General features: G+C 51.0%; 14 protein-coding genes. 5 read left to right on the forward strand and 9 right to left on the reverse strand.

Annotation, left to right across the window (positions count from 1 at the left end; translation table 11 throughout):
• Positions 1-21 precede the first annotated feature (21 nt).
• Positions 22-720 carry a response regulator transcription factor gene (locus tag AC566Q_RS23865; protein ID WP_499611977.1) on the forward strand — a complete coding sequence of 233 codons (699 nt, stop codon included), beginning with the start codon at positions 22-24 and terminating at the stop codon, positions 718-720.
• Positions 710-1912 carry a histidine kinase dimerization/phospho-acceptor domain-containing protein gene (locus AC566Q_RS23870; protein WP_499611979.1) on the forward strand — a complete coding sequence of 401 codons (1203 nt, stop codon included), beginning with the start codon at positions 710-712 and terminating at the stop codon, positions 1910-1912. Before AC566Q_RS23865 ends, AC566Q_RS23870 begins: the two co-directional genes overlap by 11 nt.
• Here the strand turns inward: AC566Q_RS23870 and AC566Q_RS23875 are convergent.
• The 6 genes from AC566Q_RS23875 to AC566Q_RS23900 form a co-directional block, all read right to left on the reverse strand.
• Positions 1901-2548: a hypothetical protein gene (locus AC566Q_RS23875; protein WP_499611981.1), complete on the reverse strand. Its 648-nt coding sequence runs from the start codon at positions 2546-2548 to the stop codon at positions 1901-1903. The genes AC566Q_RS23870 and AC566Q_RS23875 overlap by 12 nt on opposite strands.
• Before the next feature lie 102 nt (positions 2549-2650).
• The gene (locus tag AC566Q_RS23880) at positions 2651-3796 is read right to left on the reverse strand and encodes an alpha-hydroxy acid oxidase (protein WP_105933300.1); all 1146 of its coding nucleotides are present in this window, start codon (positions 3794-3796) and stop codon (positions 2651-2653) included.
• Positions 3797-3993: 197 nt separating this feature from the next.
• A complete protein-coding gene (gene rhaI, locus AC566Q_RS23885) occupies positions 3994-5289 on the reverse strand; it encodes an L-rhamnose catabolism isomerase (RefSeq protein ID WP_105933301.1) in 1296 nt (431 codons plus the stop codon).
• 12 nt (positions 5290-5301) lie between these two features.
• Positions 5302-7572 carry a bifunctional rhamnulose-1-phosphate aldolase/short-chain dehydrogenase gene (locus AC566Q_RS23890; protein WP_499611983.1) on the reverse strand — a complete coding sequence of 757 codons (2271 nt, stop codon included), beginning with the start codon at positions 7570-7572 and terminating at the stop codon, positions 5302-5304.
• A gap of 159 nt (positions 7573-7731) precedes the next feature.
• Complete coding sequence (locus AC566Q_RS23895) at positions 7732-8517, reverse strand: DeoR/GlpR family DNA-binding transcription regulator (RefSeq protein ID WP_105932976.1); 786 nt, start codon at positions 8515-8517, stop codon at positions 7732-7734.
• A gap of 111 nt (positions 8518-8628) precedes the next feature.
• The gene (locus AC566Q_RS23900) at positions 8629-10029 is read right to left on the reverse strand and encodes an FGGY-family carbohydrate kinase (RefSeq protein ID WP_499611984.1); all 1401 of its coding nucleotides are present in this window, start codon (positions 10027-10029) and stop codon (positions 8629-8631) included.
• A 290-nt stretch (positions 10030-10319) separates the two neighbouring features.
• Between AC566Q_RS23900 and AC566Q_RS23905 the strand changes: the two genes are divergently transcribed.
• A complete protein-coding gene (locus AC566Q_RS23905) occupies positions 10320-11039 on the forward strand; it encodes an NYN domain-containing protein (RefSeq protein ID WP_105932969.1) in 720 nt (239 codons plus the stop codon).
• Positions 11040-11086: 47 nt separating this feature from the next.
• On the opposite strand, the gene AC566Q_RS23910 is transcribed toward AC566Q_RS23905, so the two are convergent.
• The 3 genes from AC566Q_RS23910 to AC566Q_RS23920 are packed head-to-tail and all read right to left on the reverse strand — an operon-like array spanning position 11087 to position 13931.
• Positions 11087-12109 (reverse strand): amidohydrolase family protein, encoded by a 1023-nt coding sequence (locus AC566Q_RS23910; RefSeq protein ID WP_105932968.1) that lies wholly within the window; start codon positions 12107-12109, stop codon positions 11087-11089.
• Between the two features lie 17 nt (positions 12110-12126).
• Positions 12127-13230 carry a 4-oxalomesaconate tautomerase gene (locus AC566Q_RS23915; RefSeq protein WP_240621811.1) on the reverse strand — a complete coding sequence of 368 codons (1104 nt, stop codon included), beginning with the start codon at positions 13228-13230 and terminating at the stop codon, positions 12127-12129.
• Entirely contained in the window at positions 13227-13931 is a 705-nt protein-coding gene (locus AC566Q_RS23920) for a 4-carboxy-4-hydroxy-2-oxoadipate aldolase/oxaloacetate decarboxylase (protein WP_499611986.1), read from the reverse strand. The genes AC566Q_RS23915 and AC566Q_RS23920 overlap by 4 nt, the downstream gene beginning before the upstream one ends.
• Before the next feature lie 127 nt (positions 13932-14058).
• Here AC566Q_RS23920 and AC566Q_RS23925 point away from each other — a divergent pair, with 127 nt between their 5' ends.
• On the forward strand, positions 14059-15246 hold the full coding sequence (locus AC566Q_RS23925) for a LysR family transcriptional regulator (protein ID WP_105932966.1): 1188 nt from the start codon (positions 14059-14061) through the stop codon (positions 15244-15246).
• Positions 15247-15653: 407 nt separating this feature from the next.
• A complete protein-coding gene (locus tag AC566Q_RS23930) occupies positions 15654-18722 on the forward strand; it encodes a TonB-dependent receptor (protein WP_499611988.1) in 3069 nt (1022 codons plus the stop codon).
• Positions 18723-18745: the final 23 nt, after the last annotated feature.

An 18745-nucleotide genomic window follows, 5' to 3' on the forward strand; every position in this document is an offset into this window, starting at 1 on the left:
AGACTTAAAAGGCGCCGGACTGTGGCAACATCAATTTCTGTTTTATTAATCGAAGACAACCTGGCCATTGCCCGGCAGATTGTTGATTTTCTGGAAGGCCATGGCTGGCTGGTCGATTTTGCTGCCACCGGCAAGCAGGGTGTTCAGCAGGCATTAAACTGTCAGTTTGACGTTATAATCCTTGATCTGAACCTGCCTGATATAGACGGCCTGGAAGTGTGTAAGCGCGTAAAGGCAGAAGCCACCAAAGTGGTGCCGGTGTTAATGCTCACCGCTCGTGATGCCTTTACCGACAAAGCCAAAGGGTTTGGTCAGGGCGCCGACGACTATCTCACAAAGCCTTTTGATTTACGTGAGTTAGCGCTGCGCTGTGAAGCCCTGGCACGACGTCCGCAACTACACACCGATACCACAGTAACCCAGGGAGCGCTGACCATGGATACCCGGGCCATGACCGTCAACTGGCAAAGCACGGTTATTCCGGTAACCGGTATCGGCTTTAAGATCCTGCATAAACTGCTCTGTGACTACCCTTATCCGGTAAGTCGTTCAGACTTAATCAGTCATATCTGGGCCGACGACCCACCCGAGAGTAACGCGCTGAAATCACACATGTATACGTTACGCAAAGCCTTGGAGCAAGCCAGCGGCCGGGCCCTGTTACACACCATCAGTAACGTGGGTTATCAGCTAAAGGGGCTGGATGATAATGAAGTTTAAAGGCATTCAGGCGCAGTTGTTTATTGCGTTTGGAACCCTGGTACTAATCATTGGCTTATTTTATACCCGCCTCAGTATGCTGTTTATGGAGGTGACCCAGGACATTGTTGCCTCCCATTTACTGAGCGTGGAAATTGCGCAGCTTGAACAAAACTGGGCAGACAATAGCCAGCTCAGTGCATTGTCTCCCTCTTCCTTAGCATTCACTGTTATTATCCGCGACAGCGAGCTCCCCGGTAAGCTCACACCGAGCACTTATGGCGATAATGTTGCTACGGTTGCCGGGCAGGAAGCGGCTTACTTTCAGCCTTTTACACTGCCTGATATCCCGGCCCGGGGCGTGATGGTGCAGGCTAATGAGCTTCTGCCTCTGGCTAACTTTGCCAGCATTTACCAGGTTTTTCTGTTTAGCGTTTCGCTGGCGGCCATTATCCTGGCGATTCTCAGCACCTGGTTTCTGGCCTCCCGGTTGGCCAAGCCTATTCAGCGCTTGTCAGTTTCCATTAAACAGCAGTCACCCGATACGCCCTGTCAGATTAGCGGCGAACGTCGTCAGGACGAAATCGGCGAATTAGCCAATTCGTTCAAGAATACTTATTCTGAACTCCAGGAAGCCTGGCAACGGGAGCGGGATTTTACCCGCGATGTGAGCCATGAATTACGTACCCCTATCACACTGCTGAAGAATACCCTGGCTATCAATGACAATCTCATAAGCGATCCGGCCGAGCGCCAGTTAATTGAGCAAGCTACCAATACCTTACAGCAAACAGTAGAGGTATTGCTGGCACTGGCGCGTAAGGAAAACCTGCAGTTTAGCGAGGTTAAATTACTACCCGTTCTTGAAAAGCGGTTACTGGCGCTGTACCAGATTTACCCCGATCAGACGTTTAATGCCGACATTGAACTCCCCGACAACTTTACCCTGCCGGGCAACACCTACTTAATCTCCTTGTTGTGCCAGAATCTGATCAATAACGGCTTTTACCATGGCGGTGGCGGCGGTATGCGGATTTATTTGCAGTCAGCACATGTGGTATTTGAAAACCCGCTGACCGACTCGCCTTCACGGCCTTACTATCAGGGGCTGGGACACGGCCAGTATCTGGTGCAGCGAATTGCGTCGGTAATGCAATGGCAGGTTAAAATTGAGCAATCTGCCACGCATTACCGCGTGTTGCTAAGCTGGTAGAACAGATACTTTCTGCTTGATGAGCAAGCCCCCCAGCCAGCCAAACCAGCCAATTTGCAGCAACCCGAAGGCACCGCCCGCAGCGGCCAGCGGCGGATACAGGGTTAACATACCAATCACGCCCGTTAAGACTCCCGCTACACTCAGGGCCCGAGGCGCACTGCGCTGACGATACAGACTAACGTTGATCACCAGCATCCAGATGCCGCCAATCCATTCTACGCCATCACCAAGGCCCGTCTGAATCGCCAGGATAGCCGGCCAGGTTTCATTGGTTTGGGTGGGTGTCAGGTAAGTAAGATATTCGATGGTAAGCACCGAAATAAAGCCGATAGCAAACACGTAAGCGGCCCAAACGTATCCTATCAGCGCGCCTATCAGTTGCCATTGGCCACTTTCCTCGCCCGCCGGGCGATAAAGGCTGCGGTTTAGCAACAGCAACGCCACGCCAAACACCACAAAAATAATAAAGTACCAACTCTGAATAAGGCGAGGTTCTGAGAGAATGGCCTGCAGACGCTGCTCGCCATCAATATTAATGTCCGGCATGACAACCAGTATCATGGTAAAACCAATGATATAACACAGCGCACAGACTACTGCGGCAATACCGCCAAGCTGCAAGCGAGTTTTCATTTTGGCTCCGTCCAATGGCAATAGGCAAAGCATCAGCTTACCACTTAAACCGCTTTGCCAATACTCACCGGTTATGAGTTCAGGTGCTTAATTTGTAACAGATTATCTAAAGCGGACGTGGTGGCGATTAAGCTCACTGATTTTACTGCAGCCCATCAGGCGCATATCCCGTTCTATTTCTGCCACCATCAGCTGCATGGCCCGCTCTACGCCAGGTTGACCAGCGGCCGCCAGAGCATACAAATAGTAACGGCCCAGACCCACCGCTTTTGCTCCCAGCGCCAGCGCTTTTAACACGTGAGTACCGCGCTGAACGCCACTATCGAAAATCACATCAATTTTATCACCCACGGCATCAACAATTTCGGCCAGATGATCGAATGAGCTACGAGAGCCGTCCAGTTGCCGGCCACCGTGGTTAGAGATAACAATGCCGGTACAGCCAATGTCTACGGCACGGCGCGCATCATCGGCACTCATGATCCCTTTTAAGCAAAACTGGCCGTCCCAGAATTTCACCATTTCTTCTACGTCTTTCCAGTTCATAGAAGGGTCGAGCATATTGGTAAAGTAATCGCCGATAGAACTGCTGCCGCCGCCCATATCAATGTGCGCTTCAAGCTGCGGTAAAGAGAACTTCTCGTGGGTGATATAGTTAATCCCCCAGGCAGGTTTGCTGGCAAACTGCCATAATCCGGCCAGGTTGAGTTTAAACGGAATGGAAAAGCCGGTTCTGAGATCCCGCTCCCGGTTGCCACCGGTAATGGAATCTACCGTTAGCATCATTACTTCGATGTTGGACTCTTTAGCCCGTTCCATCATGGCCCGGTTCAGGCCCCTGTCTTTGTGAAAATAAAACTGATAAACCTGCGGGGTATCGTATTGGCGGGCAATCTCTTCCATACTTACCGTGCCCAGCGACGACACGCCAAACATGGTGCCGAACTTTTCGGCCGTAGCGGCTACCGCGCGCTCTCCCTGATGGTGGAACAAGCGTTGTAATGCGGTGGGCGATAAATACACCGGCAGGTCGAGCTTCTGACCCATCACTTCCACGCTCAGATCGATATCTTTCACACCGGTTAACACACGGGGGATAAGATCGCATTCTCTGAATGCATCGCTGTTGCGACGCAAAGTGGTTTCGTCGTCGGCGCCGCCATCGATATAGTTGAAGATGGGGCCAGGCAGTCGCTTTTGCGCCAGCTTTCTGAAATCATGAAAATTAAAACATTGGTTCAATCGCATTAACGGCTCCCCTTTTAAATAACGCGAATGGGCTGACTTTGGTTACATCTGATACAACGCTAAGGATACCGGAAATTTTGACGCCTGCGGCAGTATGCGCCTAATGTCTCAGTGAAACCGTTGAATAACCGGAGAAAAGTCGCCTGACTGCCGTGCCGTTGGGTTAACAGGGCAATCAGGCTGGCTTGGAAACACGGTTACACAATACCTGAGCCGGTGGCATTGGGATCCCGTGGGCGTAACTCAGCCATTTTGCTGCGATAACCACTGCTGCGGTACACCGCCAGCGGGTTAATTGCTGCGCCTTTGCGATAACGGGCCATAGCCAGTATGGGCGACACATCCAGGTTAAAGGCATTCTTTAATTCCAGCGACGCCATTAGCGCGTCGTTATCTTCCTGATAGCCATAAAGCGCCTCGCGATTAACCAGTAACGCTTTAACAAAGGAACGCTGCACTTCGATGGCAGAGTTAATCAGGCTTTCGGCCGGATCAGTTACGTTATGTGACTGGTCGAGCATGTAGGCGGGATTGAAATCCTGCTCCTTACGGTATTCAGCATCAACGAGCTCATTAAAAATGAGGAACTGCTGATAGGGATGTAATGAGCCACTGTCGAGATCATCGTCGCCATATTTGCTGTCATTAAAATGAAAGCCACCGAGCTTTTTGAACTGGATCAGGCGCGACACAATCATCTCAATATTGGTGTTTGGCGCATGGTGACCCAAATCGACCAGCGACTTACATTTAGGCCCTAACTGCATGGCAGCCAGAATGTTGGAGCCCCAGTCCTGAATAATGGTGGAATAAAATGCCGGTTCGAACATCTTATGCTCAATGTGCATTTCCCAGTCATCCGGCAGGCCTTTATAGATTTGTTCCATGCTGGCCAGGTAACGTTCAAACGCGCGTTGGAAATGTTGCTGGCCAGGATGATTAGAGCCGTCGCCAACCCATACCGTGAGGCTTTTCGCGCCTAACTGCTGGCCATAGCCGATGCAGTCGAGGTTATGTTGAATAGCCAGTTCACGGGCTTCCTTGCTGGTGTTACTCAGACTGCCGTATTTGTAGGAGTGTTCCTGACCAGGCTGATCCTGGAAAGTATTGGAGTTTACGGAAACCCATTTTATCCCGTACTCATCGGCCGTTTGTTTGAGCTCACTGAAATCATCCACTTTGTCCCAGGGGAAATGGGGCGACACGCTGTCGGTACACCCCGAAAGCTCATTGATCACGGCACAATCCTCGAGTTTCTCAAAGATATTACGTGGTTCGCCGGTGCCAGGAAAACGCGCAAAGCGGGTACCGCCGGTACCTGTGCCCCAGGACGGTACGGCAATCTGAAAATCTGCCGCGCTGCGGGTGATGGCTTCAATATCAATATTCTGCCGCGCCAGCTTATCGCCCAGCGCCGCGTAGTCAGCCTCAAGTTCGTTGAGTAGTGACTGATTCGCCCGGTTAATCAGTGCTTCATCGATGCGTCTTAACATAGTCGGTTACTCCTATCGCAAGAAGGCTTCGTGCAGACCACCGTCCACACTGATCACCTGCCCGGTGGTTTTACTTAACTGCCCTGAAATCAGCAGGTACGCAGCTTCGGCCTGGTCGTCCGGCGTTATGGGCTGCTTAGTGAGGGTGCGCTGAGCATAAAACTCAGCCAGTTTATTGCGTAGTGCCTCGGTTGACTCATCGGCGCTGAACGCAATGTTGTATTTGGTTAACGATGAAATCACCCGGTCACGAGGGAACATGTTACTGCCCTGCACCACAGTTGCCGGCGCCAGTGCATTCACATTAATAAGCGGCGAAAGCGTAACGGCCAGCTCCCGCACCAGATGGTTGGCCGCAGCTTTACTGGTATCGTAAGCCAGCGAGCCTTTCTTGGAGACCGCGCCGTTAACACTGGTGGTAAGTACCATAGCGCCTTTAAGCCCCTGGCTCTGCCAGATTTTCTGCGCTTCAGAGGCCACCACGTAACCGCCTTTAACATTCACACCAAAACTTAAATCAAAGATTTGGTCGTTCTTGGCCATGTCTGTGCCTTCCGCTACAAACACACCGGCGGTGACAATCACTTTATCAATGCCGCCGTACGCCAGTAGCACCTGAGAGAACAAGGCCTCAACCGTTTCCCGCTTAGTAATATCCACCTGTAAGGCGATTGCCGGTCCACAAGCTGAAATCCCCGAACCTGCCACGCCAATGCCCTGACCATAAATCTCGGTAAGCTCGGCGGCGGTTTTCTCAGCATTGGTATAATTCAGATCCGCACACACCACATGGGCGCCTTCCCTGGCAACGCGGTGGGCCGTCGCTTTTCCGATTCCGTCACCGGCGCCAATCACCACTACCACATCGCGAGCCAGCGATTTTTCTGTCGGCATACGTTGCAGTTTGGCCTCTTCCAGCGCCCAGTATTCAATATCAAAAGCTTCCTGTGCAGGCAGCGCTGTGTATTCAGAGATGGCTTCTGCGCCTCGCATTACCTCAATGGCACAGTTATAAAACTCGGCCGTCACCCGCGACTCACTCTTGTTTTTACCCCAGGCAATCATGCCGATGCCAGGAATAAGAATAACCGTGGGGCTGGGGTCACGCATAGCCGGAGAATCTTCGTGTTTGCAGCTTTCGTAATAAGCAATATAGTCTTCGCGATATTGCTGCAAGCCCGCTTTAAACTTGTCGACCAGCTGTTCGAAATCGTCATTTTGCGGATCAAAATCCACCAGTAATGGTTTAATTTTGGTACGCAGAAAATGGTCCGGACAAGAAGTGCCCAGGGCAGCCAGTCTTGGCGCATCCACGCTGTTTACAAAGCGTAAGGTAGCGTCGTCGGTTTGCACGGTGGCGATAAACTTCACCTTGGTGGAAATCATGCCTCTGGCAACCGGCAGGAACTCGGTAAGCAGGCGGGTGCGGCTGCTTTCATCCAGTGGCGCGTATTTTTGCCCGCCAAAGGTCATCTCGCCCTTGTCGTGCTCTTCAATGTAACGAGCAGCCGTTTCGATCACCCAGAGCGAGGTTTCATAACAACTCTTACTCTCGCCGGCCCAGTTGGTGTGACCATGTTGTCCTAACAGAATACCCACGATATCCGGGTTTTCCTCGTAGGTTTCTTCACAGAGTCTGGCCGCTTCCCAGCCCGGACGCATCCAGGGTACATACGCCAGCTTGCCGCACCAGATGGTTTCAGTAAGCGCTTTTTGATCTTTACAGGACGCCACCGAAATCACGGCATTGGGATGCAGGTGATCAACATGTTTCTCATCAATCATGGAGTGCAGCGGCGTATCTATGGATGAGGCACGCGGGTTCAGGCAAAAGTTACAGTGCTTAAACATGCCCACCATACGGTCTTCGCCGGCAGATTTGTAGCCTTTATCAGGATAAGCCTGATATACCTCATCCAGCGCCTGCAGCTTGCCTTCGTACAGTGAAGAGAAGTTCTCCCGGGTGGATGTGCGCAAATCACCGCCGGAGCCTTTTACCCACAATACTTCAACCTGCTCGCCGGTGAGCGGGTCAGTTTCCATCAGCTTAGCCGAGGTATTACCGCCCCCGGTATTGGTGATGCGCTGATCTTCTCCCAGCTTGTTTGAGCGGTAGACCAGGTTATCGACGGGGCTTAGCTCGTCGGCAATGTGGTCTTCCCATAAATATTTTACGTGTTGATACTCATCCGGCTGATACGGCATAACAGTGTCCTGTGAAATCAATAAATCGAATTTGGCTTTATATTGCATGTAACCATCAATATAAAAATCAATATACATCCATACCAATCTATGTCAATCAAATTCAATCACAAAGTAACAAATTAGTTACATTAATTTTAAGTATAACCCTTGTCGGTGATCACAAAAGGATATCGCGGGCATAAAAAAACCGGCGATGCCGGCCTTCTATACATGGTATTGAATGGGTGTGGGGGATTACCCGCAGGCTTGTACCACCACAACATTCACCCCGTGTTGGCGAATTTTATCGAGTGCCTGCGGATCAGCATTACTGTCGGTAATGATGGTATCCACCGCATCCAGCCCGCAGAAGATAAGGTTACCTTTAATGCCTATTTTGCTGCTATCCACCAGTACAATCAGTTTGTCAGCCCGTTTTCTTAGCTTTTGCTCAGCCAGAATTAATAACGGATCGGTTTCCATTACGCCGAATTCACTGACGCCGGGAGAGCCCATAAACATTTTGCTGCCGCGATAATTTTGCGTGGTATCGTTTTCAAAGGAACTGAGAATAATGCTTTGCTTACGGTACACCTCGCCGCCAGGCAAGGTCACCTGATTCTGGCTGTTTTCCAGTAATTCATGGGCCAGTACAAAGGAATTGGTGAGGATATTCATCCGCCTTTCAGCCAGAAACTCTGACATCATAAAGGTTGAAGAGCCACCGTTAATTATAATCGCCTCACCGTCTTCACACAGTTCGGTAGCCGCTTTGGCAATCATGCGTTTAGTGTCGGTATTACGCTCTCTGTCGACTAAAAAGGCGTTACCGGAAATCTTAATATTAGAAACAGCACGATCGTCGAGCGCCTGCGCGCCACCACGAATTTTCTTAATTTTTCTGGCATCAGCCAGCTTGTTTAAGTCGCGGCGAATAGTGGCTTCAGAGGAGTCCAGCTGACTACACAAGTCTCTCACGCTAACAAAGGTACTTTCATCCAGAATGTCCAGAATCAGCTGATGACGCTGCTTTTCAAGCATTATACTGCCCTTATAATCAATATTGTTCAGGGAGATAATATAGTCACCTATTTGTTCACAATCAATCATAAAAGCTAAAATATGATTGATTGTGATGATTCATTACGATTACTACTGAGCAGCACGGCTAGCAATAGCGTAGTACCACTGCGCCTTATACTGGGCCAGCTGGTTAAAGGTAGCCGTTGTGCAAGGCACAAGGTCGGTGACCTGTTGCTGCCGGTGGTTAAAGTCCATCAACGCGGCGGCGCCCATCACCGTGCCGGTATTATCCGAGGAGAGCATCACCGGTTGATGGGGCCGAAGTTGAGCTACCAACTCACAGAGCACCGGGTTTTTCAAAAACGCCCCTTCGATGTACACCGGCCCGCTGGCGTCGAGGTCGTTCAGGCGCTGATCGATCATTAACGCACAGTACAAGGTTGCAATAGCCTGCGGCGACGGCGGCTTATCCGGGCACAGTAAAGCCGGTTCGGCATGACCAAAAGGCCCGTTGCCCTGACTAAAATCAGGAGTAACCATCCAGCGTTCATCAATAGCCTGCTGAATAGACTCGACTTCTGCTCCCATGCTGATATCGCCACCGAGGAGCTGACAAATGGTTTCGTATTCACGCCCGCCCATAAAGCGAGCACAATTAACCGGGCGGCCAAAAACATCCACATTGGCCAGTGTATCCCGGGCCGCTTTCAGATTATCCACCGACCGGTTCGTTTGCATAATAATGGTCCAGGTGCCGGAGGAAATTACGTTCAGCGTCTGGTTACTGTCATTATCGGCTGGCAGATATCGCAGCAGGCTCGCATTGCTGTCGTGAATCCCGGCATAGAGTTTACAGGTTGCAGATAACCCCGTTTGCTCAGCCACTGGCTCACTCACACAACCCAACTCGTCCCAGGCATTTCGCAACGGCGGAAAATACTTTCGCCACTGACACTTGTCAACCAGCGAAGAATAGTCCTGCCCCTGCGGTTGCCACAGGTCTGTATGGCAGCCTAATGACGTTACTTCACTGGCCGGCTCGCTGCCCAGTCGCCACGCCCAGTATTGCGGGTACATAAGAATATGGGTAGCACTGGCAAACTCATCAGCAAACTTATGTTGTAACCAGAACAATTGCCGTCCGAGATTAAGCCCTGCAGGTAATTGCGGCGACAGGGTTTCAGAAAAATCAGGACGAACGCCAGCATAATCGCTATTACACTCTTCCACGCCGTCAAACTCGTAATCAACTATCGGCAGCACCAGTGCTGTATTGCGGTCTTTTGCGTTATGGTTCACCAGCGCCGCCGTGGCGCCGTGAGTGGTAACCACCAGCGCGGCAATTTCGGCGGTGCGCGGATAAGCGCTTAATGTGGTACATAACCATTGCCAGATAGCATCTGTGTCGGCATGGGGGTAAAGCCCCTCCTGCGGTGCATTTTTACTGGTAAAGCAAGCCTGCTGCTGAGCATCCTCGAGCACCAGCAACTTAATATGAGTTTTACCAATATCCACAACGGCGTTCAGCATTAGAGGCTCCCAACGAACAAGGCCGACATAACGGCAAAAGCAAAGACAGCCTTTTAGACTATCCCCTGTTAACAATACTGAAACAAATTACACAAAAAATCATCTTCAATCAATATCAATCAAAAAGAAAAGGGGATTTAACATTTAGGGAGGGGCGTCACGGCGTACAGATAGTTAGTTATATAAGACTAATCTCCGGTTTCTCCAATCATACGGTAGTGGTGGTTTGAGGCTGCTACAATTGTACAAATATTAGGTCTGACAAACCTACTACAGTTCAAAGGAAGAACATGCAAGATAAAGAAAAGATAGCTATTTTTATTGATGCTGATAATGCACCGGCGGCGAAAATAGATAAAGTTCTGTCTGAGCTTGCCAGATATGGCGTCGTTAATATCAGAAAAGCATACGGCAATTGGAAAAGCCAGACCCTAAAGCCTTGGGAAGATCTGCTTTTGGACTATGCTATTCAGCCAATACAGCAGTTCGATCTCACAAAAGGCAAAAACGCAACGGACATAGCGCTTGTGATTGATGTCATGGATGTCCTTTACACCAAAGACGTTGATACTATTTGTCTTGTATCTTCGGATTGCGATTTCACGCCACTTGTTACCCGATGTCTTGCCGATGGTAAATTCGTAATTGGTTTTGGCGAACGTAAAGCCCCCTCACCATTCGTGAATAGTTGCTCCAGGTTTTTGTACTTGGATACTGAAAATCAACAGGCTACTCTCCTACAGAAGCCAGAAGGAAACCTTAAAAGCAATACAAAGCTAATGAATTTACTCAGGCAAGCCATCGATGCAGTTAGCGAAGACGACGGTTGGGCCAAACTGGGCCCTATCGGCAACCATATTTCTAACCACGCATCCTTTGATCAGCGAAACTATGGCTTTAAAAAGCTCAGTGACTTATTTATGGCCATAGATTTGTTCGAAATGAAGAAAACAAATGGCTCAGTAATTTGGGTTCGTGATAAGAAGAAAGCGAAACTGTCGTCAAAATAAAGGACAGGCACACCATTGGGTCCTGACGGTGTGCCCGTGGCTAATTATCAGCCAATGCCAAGCTCTTTTAACTTTTTATCCAGGCCCGGATAAACCCGGCGTGCATTGCCGGAATAAACCTGTTTACGTTGTTCGTCGGTTAAGTCCAGCGCGTCAATGTAGCGCTTGGTGTCGTCGAAGTAGTTACCCGTTTCCGGGTCGATGCCACGTACTGCACCAATCATCTCGGAGCCAAACAGAATATTGTCGAGATCGATGACTTCAAACAATAAATCGATACCTGGTTGATGGTAAACACAGGTGTCGAAGAATACATTCTTCATCAGGTGCTCCCGCAGCGGCGGTTGCTTAAGCATATCTGCCAGGCCGCGATAGCGCCCCCAGTGATAAGGTACCGCACCACCACCATGGGGAATAATAAAGCGCAGGTCCGGGAAGTCTTTGAACAGGTCGCCCTGTAATAACTGCATAAATGCAGTGGTATCGGCGTTCATATAGTGGGCGCCGGTGGCATGGAAATTTTCGTTACACGAACCGGAGACATGGATCATGGCTGGCACATCCAGCTCTACCATCTTTTCATAAAAGGGGTACCAGCTTTTGTCGGTCAGCGGCTTGGAAGTCCAGTGACCACCGGATGGGTCCGGGTTGAGGTTACAGCCTACAAAACCCAGTTCTGTTACGCACCGCTCCAGTTCTGCGACGGAGTTTTTAATCGGCACGCCAGGCGACTGCGGTAATTGACACACGCCAATGAAATGCTGAGGGTACAGATCTACAACCCGTTTGATCAGGTCGTTACAGGCGCTGGTCCACTGCCTTGAGACCGCCTCGTCACCAATATGATGGGCCATAGCGGATGCTCGGGGTGAAAAAATAGTCATATCTGAGCCGCGTTCAATCAGCAGTCGCAGCTGGTTCTTTTCGATACTTTCCTGAATTTGTTCGTCACTGATGTGCGGCACTTCAGGCAATGCTTTGCCATCCTTATACGCTTTTAACTGCGCTTCGCGGAACAACTGTAATGGTTCCGGCGCTGTGGTGTAATGGCCGTGGCAATCAATAATCATAATATGCGCCTTGTTTATTATTCATTCACTTCGTTAGGGGTAAACGCGCTATCAGGGATCATCACTTCCCCGCGCATCAGCAGTCGTGCCGTTCTGAGTAAGGCAGCCCGGCGTATGTTAAGCGTATCGACAGACTCAGCACCATCTACGTCCATAGCAACGGTAAACTGACCAGTCGGATGTTCTATTTGCAGGGCATCAAATCCAGTATCCTGCCCGCCCAGATACTCGTTGCCCACCGCCCCCTCGATAACACAGGCGGTGGCTACGCTAACCGAGGCCAGTACACCAATAGCATCATGCACACGATGGGGGATAAACGAACGGGTATTCACCAACCCACCTTTTACAGCAGGCGACAACAGGGTCATTTTCGGTACTGTTTTACTGCTGACATCGCCCAGGTGCATTTTTTCACCGGCTTGTAATCGAATGGCTTCTACCCGGCTTTTTAGTTCAGCCATGGCTTCTATTTGTTCCGGCGGTTCGTTGCCGGTAATGGCAAAGTCTCTCGCGTTCATCAACACTACCGGCATGCCGTTGTCGATGCAGGTTACGGTTATACCATCGAAGATGTCAGTCACATTACCAGTGGGTAATAGAGCCCCACAGCTGGAGCCGGCAATGTCGAGAAAGTCTATCAGCACAGGCGCTGCGCCACCTGGCACACCATCAATTTCGGCGTCGCCTTCATACACGGATTTGCCGTCTTTAACCTGGACCTGAGCCACCGCCAGAGCGCCGGTATTTACCATATGGATGCGCACGTCAGTAACGCCCTCAACAGCCGTTACCAGCCCTTCGTCGATGGCAAAGGGCCCAACACCGGCCAGAATATTGCCGCAGTTCTGGGCATCACTGACTACAGCCTTGTCGACCACCACCTGCAAAAACAGGTAATCCACATCAGCGTCTTCGCGGCTCGATGGACTGATAATAGCCACCTTGCTGGTAAGCGGGTGTGCACCGCCAACGCCGTCAATCTGGCGGCTATCCGGCGAGCCCATTGCCGCCAGCAAAACCTGATCGCGAACGGCACTGTCAGCGGGTAAATCTTTAGCCTGAAAGTACAGCCCTTTAGAGGTACCGCCGCGCATTAAACTGCAGGGGATAGCTTTCACGCTTTTTTACCGTTGGTATGTTCTTCGTAAGTCACATAACGCAGGCCTTTTTCGGCCAGACGCTCGCGCATATTGTAGATATCGAGCCCAAGTTCACCGTTAGCCAGGCGTTCTCGCTTGGACTCTTCGTTGGCTACTCTTTTAAGCACTTTTTCGTGTACTTCGTCGGCTTCCTCGCGGGCGACTACCACTACGCCATCTTCGTCGGCAACCACCATATCACCTGGGTTTACCAGCGCACCGGCACACACCACCGGCACATTTACGCTGGCAATGGTTTCTTTTACCGTGCCCTGGGAATAAATGGCTTTCGACCACACCGGAAAACCCATTTCTTCCAATGTGGCGGTATCTCTTACGCCACCAGCAATCACCAGTCCTTGCACGCCGCGGGCTTTTAAAGATGTGGCCAGTAGATCGCCAAAGAAGCCATCAATGCACGGACTGGTTGGCACCACCACCAGCACATCCCCTGCCTGACACTGTTCAACCGCCACGTGGATCATCCAGTTATCGCCCGGCGCTACCTGGCAGGTCACCGCTGGCCCGGCAATTTTCGCCGGCTTATAAATAGGCGTCATGTATTCCGCCATCAGCCCTTTGCGCCCCTGAGCCTCGTGCACTGTGGCCGCTTCGGCCCCTGCGTAATTTTCGATTGTTTGCTTTGCTGGGCGTGGACACCCGGTAACACATACCGCCATAACAGCCTCGATGAAGTTATTTCTGATGAAATCAGTATGCGCCCGACAGCGCTGAAATTCCGTTTAGAAAGATGTAAAAGTCCATTAGGATTTTCTATAATGATAAAAAACGCCAAAGAGACATACTGTGCAATTTAATATCCGACACCTGTTCTGCGCGCTGGAGATACGCAAGCATGCTAATCTCTCCGAGGCGGCCAGACATGTTCACCTGACCCAGTCGGCGCTTACCCAGAGCATTCGAAAACTGGAAAAGTCTATTGGCGTACCGTTATTCACGCGGGCAACGACAGGTATGTTTGTCACCCCTCAGGGTGAAGTCTTTTTAAACCGTTTTGAACGTGGTTTTGCGTACATAGAGTACTTCGCCAACACGCTTTTTAGTGCCGATCGCACTGCCCGGTTAATCTTTCTGCGTGGTATTAGTGCCCGCCAGCTGGCTGCCTTAATTCAGGTGGTTGAACACCAAAGTTACACGGCAGCATCACGGGTCATGGGCTTAACCCAGCCCACCCTGCACCGGACCATAAAAGAACTTGAAACCCTGTGTTCACAGAGTTTGTTTACCCGCTCTCCTACAGGAGTCGAGGCCACCTGGCGGGCACGTCAGTTAAGCCGTTTGGCCGGGCTGTACTTTGCGGAGCTGCAACAGGGGCTGGATGAATTACAGGAGCTGGCAGGTTCTGGACACGGTTCACTTAAACTGGGCAGTCTGCCGTTAACCCGCACCAGTATTATCCCCAATGCCGTGCTTAAACTAACCGAGGTTGCGCCGCAGGCGCACATCAGTATTGTGGATGGCCCTTATGAGGAACAGCTTCATGCCCTGTTGCACGGTCAGATTGATATTTTAATTGGTGCACTGCGCTTTCCCCCACTCAGTGATGAAATTACTCAGCATCATCTGTTCGATGACAATTTATCGCTGGTTTTTAGGAATGGCCACCCGCTGGCTTCTCAGCCCGCACTTAACAGTAACGACTGGTCATCACTCAAATGGGTAGTGCCTAAAACCGGTACGCCAGCCAGAGCCATATTTAAAGATCTGTTTGGTTCGATGAATTTACCCGTGCCAGGTGACATTATTGAGTGCAGCTCTTTAGTTGCCACCCGGGGCTTGCTCATTAACAGCGACCGCGCCGCCTTATTGCCAGCCAGACAAGTTGAGGTAGATGTTGAAGCGGGCTTACTCGCAGTAAGCCCGTTAGCACTTCGCGATCCGGCCAGGCAAATTGGCTATACAGTCCGTAAAGGCTGGACACCTACCCGATTGCAGGCCAGTTTTCTGACCATTCTGGAACAATCTACCTGTTAAGCTTGCGCATACCGGATACGTTGTGGAACCGCCCCTGGCAAGATTACACCCAGCTCGGACTTTGTTTTTTCGCTGCGTTCATTGCAGTAACTCCAGCCGAATCGACGCTTTCAAGGCAACATTGTAACCGGTACCTCCGCGACTTTTTAACACTAGCTTGTGACTTATCGCTACATCGCAAAAAGAAGAGTCTGACGATCAAGCTTCGCAGTTAAAGGCTCATAGCGCGATTAATAGCTACTACGTTGTGAAAAAAAATAATAGCCGCAAAAAACCACCTCGTTACCATTCGTTAACAGTTTGTTTACGCTTGCGTCCGGCAGTGACGCCACTACATGGCCAGGATAGCCAGGGAGCAGCGCAAGGAAGTCGTAAACAAGTGATTAAGGAAAATTAACGGGGCACACATGAAATCTAAATTTCCGTACAAGAAAACGATACTTACGCAAAGTATCTCGCTGCTACTTGGCACCAGCGTAATGCTGCCGGCGATGGCTCAGCAAGCATCGCCAGATGACGATCTGGTTGAAGTCATTGAGGTTACCGGCCTGAAGTCCAGTCTTACCGAGGCGGCATCCATTAAACAAAACTCCGTAGGGGTAGTCGACGCGATTTCCGCTGAAGACATTGGTAAATTCCCGGATACTAACCTGGCAGAATCGCTGCAGCGCATTACCGGCGTATCTATCAGCCGTTCTAACGGTGAAGGTAATGAAGTCACCGTGCGCGGCTTTGGTGGTGAGAATAATATGATCACCCTCAATGGCCGTATGATGCCTGCCGCACAAACCTACGGCGGCGGTAGTGGCGCCGATGGTACCACCCGTGGCGGCGGTACCCGCGCGTTTAACTTTGGTAACCTGGCGTCAGACGGTGTTCGCGCCGTTGAGGTGTATAAAACCAGTAAGGCCAACATCGCTACCGGCGGGATTGGTGCTACCATCAACATCATTACCGCACGACCACTGGATAATCCGGGCTTTAGCGCCACCGTTGGCGCCAAAGCGGTGCACGACACCACTAACCGCGCCGGTGATGATATTACGCCAGAACTGTCCGGCCTGATGAACTGGACCAACGAAGACGCCACTTTCGGCGTAAATGTGGCTGCGGTAGTGCAACAGCGTGATTCGGGTTACGCTGGTGCTACGGTAAACGACTGGAACATTGGTACCTGGGGCGATCCTAACGACCCGGATACGCTGTTTAACAACGCAGACATGTCGATTTATCAGAACGCGCCGGAAGCCGGGCAGTTGTACGCGCGTCCAAACGATTTACGTTATGCCTTTTCCGATACCCAACGGGATCGCACTAACGCGCAAATCACCATGCAATACGCGCCCACCGACAATATTACTGCCACGCTGGACTACGTATTTGCCGAAAACGAAATCACCGAACATCGCGGCGAAATCACCAACTGGGTACAAAACGGCTCTAACGTCACCAGCGTTATCTTTGATGATGGCCCGGTGGCCACGCCCATCTACATTGCCGAAAATTATAACGGCACTGTGGATGAAGGTTACGAGCAACAGTATCGTGAACAAACCAACACCCTGAACTCACTTGGCTTCAATGTGGTGTACCACGTAAGCGATGCATTGTCGCTGAACTTTGACGTGCATAATTCCAAAATGGAAAGCTTACCCAGCGGTCCCAGCGATAACCTGGCAACCGGTGAAATTGCCGTAGGCATAGGCGCACCGTCGGTGGCCTCCCGCGAGTGGTGGTACGACAGCGAATTGCCCAGCTACCGCAACGTGTACGACGACTCCTTACGGGGCAATAACAACGGTACAGTGGATGCGGGCGATGTTGGCTCATCCATTCTGCGCTTCCGTCACGCTTCTCAGGTTACCGAAATCACTCAGTTTAAATTTGACGGTACCTACTACATGGATAATGGCAAATTCCAGTTTGGCGCCGAAGGCCGGGCAATGGAAATGAACGCCCGTCAGACTGCCGGTGACAACATGACGCTGGGTAACTGGGGTATTGCCAACCCGGGCGAATTCTCTGATGGCCTGCTGGAACAAATCAATGTGGGCGGCCTGTTTGATGACTACGACATCGGCGAAAGCCAGGGTATCGGCTTTATTGCCGATCCGGTAGCGCTGGCGCGGGAAGGCATTGCCCTGTACCCGTCAGATGCAAACTTCTTTGGTGTCAGCAGCGTGTTTTCCAATAATGATACGGTTAAGGAAGACACCATGGCGGCTTACTTCCAGGTGCACATTGAAGCCGAGTGGAACGACATGCCGATTAACGTGCTGGCCGGTATGCGCTACGAAACCACCGATGTGGAATCCACCTCTCTGGTTACGCCGCCAAGCTACCTGATTTGGGAAAACAACAACGACTTCTCGTTGTATACCGATCCATCAACATCAGCGCAGCCGCTCTCGGTTGACGCTGATTACGACAACCTGCTGCCCAGCCTTGATTTTGACATCATGCTGACCGACGACATTAAAGCCCGGTTCTCCTACAGTAAAACCATTGCCCGTGCAGGCTATGGCTCACTGCGGGTTTCCCCGAGTGGCTTTGGTTTAACCGGCTCAACTATCAATGGTGCCAGAGCAACGGCGTCGTCATCCAACCCGGGGCTGTTACCGCTGGAGTCGGATAACTTCGACCTGTCGTTTGAGTATTACTACGACGACAGCAGTTACGCGTCTTTTGGTTTCTTTGAGAAACGGGTTGCCAACTTTATTGGTACCGGCCAGCAGGACAGAAGCTTCTTTGGTATCCAGGATCAAACCTCAGGTCCGCGCGCTATCGCCGCTGCTGAAGCCCTTCGTGAGCGAGGCTTTGCGGTAGATGATACCTCGTTGTTCGCGATGATGGTATTGCTTGAACAACCTGAAGCGTTCCCTAATGGTGCCGATGACTACACCGGTTCTGCCGAGCAAATTCTGCAGTTAGGTGAAACGCCGGGATGGGATCTGATCCCGCAGCAAGGCGATCCGGAGCTGGTATTCCGTACCTCTTATCCACAAAACAACAAGGAAGCCAAACTGTACGGTGCCGAACTGGCTGTACAGCACTTCTTTGGTGATACCGGCTTTGGTGTGCAGGCTAACTACACCATTGTGCGGGGTGACATAGGTTTCGATAATACCGGTAACCCGAATGTCTCGCAGTTTGCCCTGACGGGACTAAGTGACACAGCCAACCTTGTATTACTGTACGAGAACTACGGCTGGACGGCGCGTTTCGCCCTCAACTGGCGTGATGAATTCCTCAACCGGGCTAACTATAAAGGGTCTAACAACCCGGCCTATATTGAGGACTATTATCAGTTGGATGCTAACGTCAGTTATGCCGTTAATGACAACCTCTCGGTATTTATAGAAGGCATCAACATTACCGGCGAAAACAGCCGTGAACATGGCCGAACCGCTAACCAGCTGTGGTATCTCGAAGACCTTGGCGCGCGCTACCAGTTAGGCGCCCGGTACTCATTCTGATCACCGCTTTAAGTAACACAAGG

It is taken from the genome of Alteromonas sp. H02 (assembly GCF_059682525.1).

Coding starts and splice junctions, on each gene's coding strand:
- AC566Q_RS23870 (WP_499611979.1), top strand. CDS start 710: ATGAAGTTTAAAGGCATTCAGGCGCAGTTGTTTATTGCGTTTGGAACC.
- AC566Q_RS23875 (WP_499611981.1), bottom strand. CDS start 2,548: ATGAAAACTCGCTTGCAGCTTGGCGGTATTGCCGCAGTAGTCTGTGCG.
- AC566Q_RS23880 (WP_105933300.1), bottom strand. CDS start 3,796: ATGCGATTGAACCAATGTTTTAATTTTCATGATTTCAGAAAGCTGGCG.
- rhaI (WP_105933301.1), bottom strand. CDS start 5,289: ATGTTAAGACGCATCGATGAAGCACTGATTAACCGGGCGAATCAGTCA.
- AC566Q_RS23890 (WP_499611983.1), bottom strand. CDS start 7,572: ATGTATATTGATTTTTATATTGATGGTTACATGCAATATAAAGCCAAA.
- AC566Q_RS23895 (WP_105932976.1), bottom strand. CDS start 8,517: ATGCTTGAAAAGCAGCGTCATCAGCTGATTCTGGACATTCTGGATGAA.
- AC566Q_RS23900 (WP_499611984.1), bottom strand. CDS start 10,029: ATGCTGAACGCCGTTGTGGATATTGGTAAAACTCATATTAAGTTGCTG.
- AC566Q_RS23905 (WP_105932969.1), top strand. CDS start 10,320: ATGCAAGATAAAGAAAAGATAGCTATTTTTATTGATGCTGATAATGCA.
- AC566Q_RS23910 (WP_105932968.1), bottom strand. CDS start 12,109: ATGATTATTGATTGCCACGGCCATTACACCACAGCGCCGGAACCATTA.
- AC566Q_RS23920 (WP_499611986.1), bottom strand. CDS start 13,931: ATGGCGGTATGTGTTACCGGGTGTCCACGCCCAGCAAAGCAAACAATC.
- AC566Q_RS23930 (WP_499611988.1), top strand. CDS start 15,654: ATGAAATCTAAATTTCCGTACAAGAAAACGATACTTACGCAAAGTATC.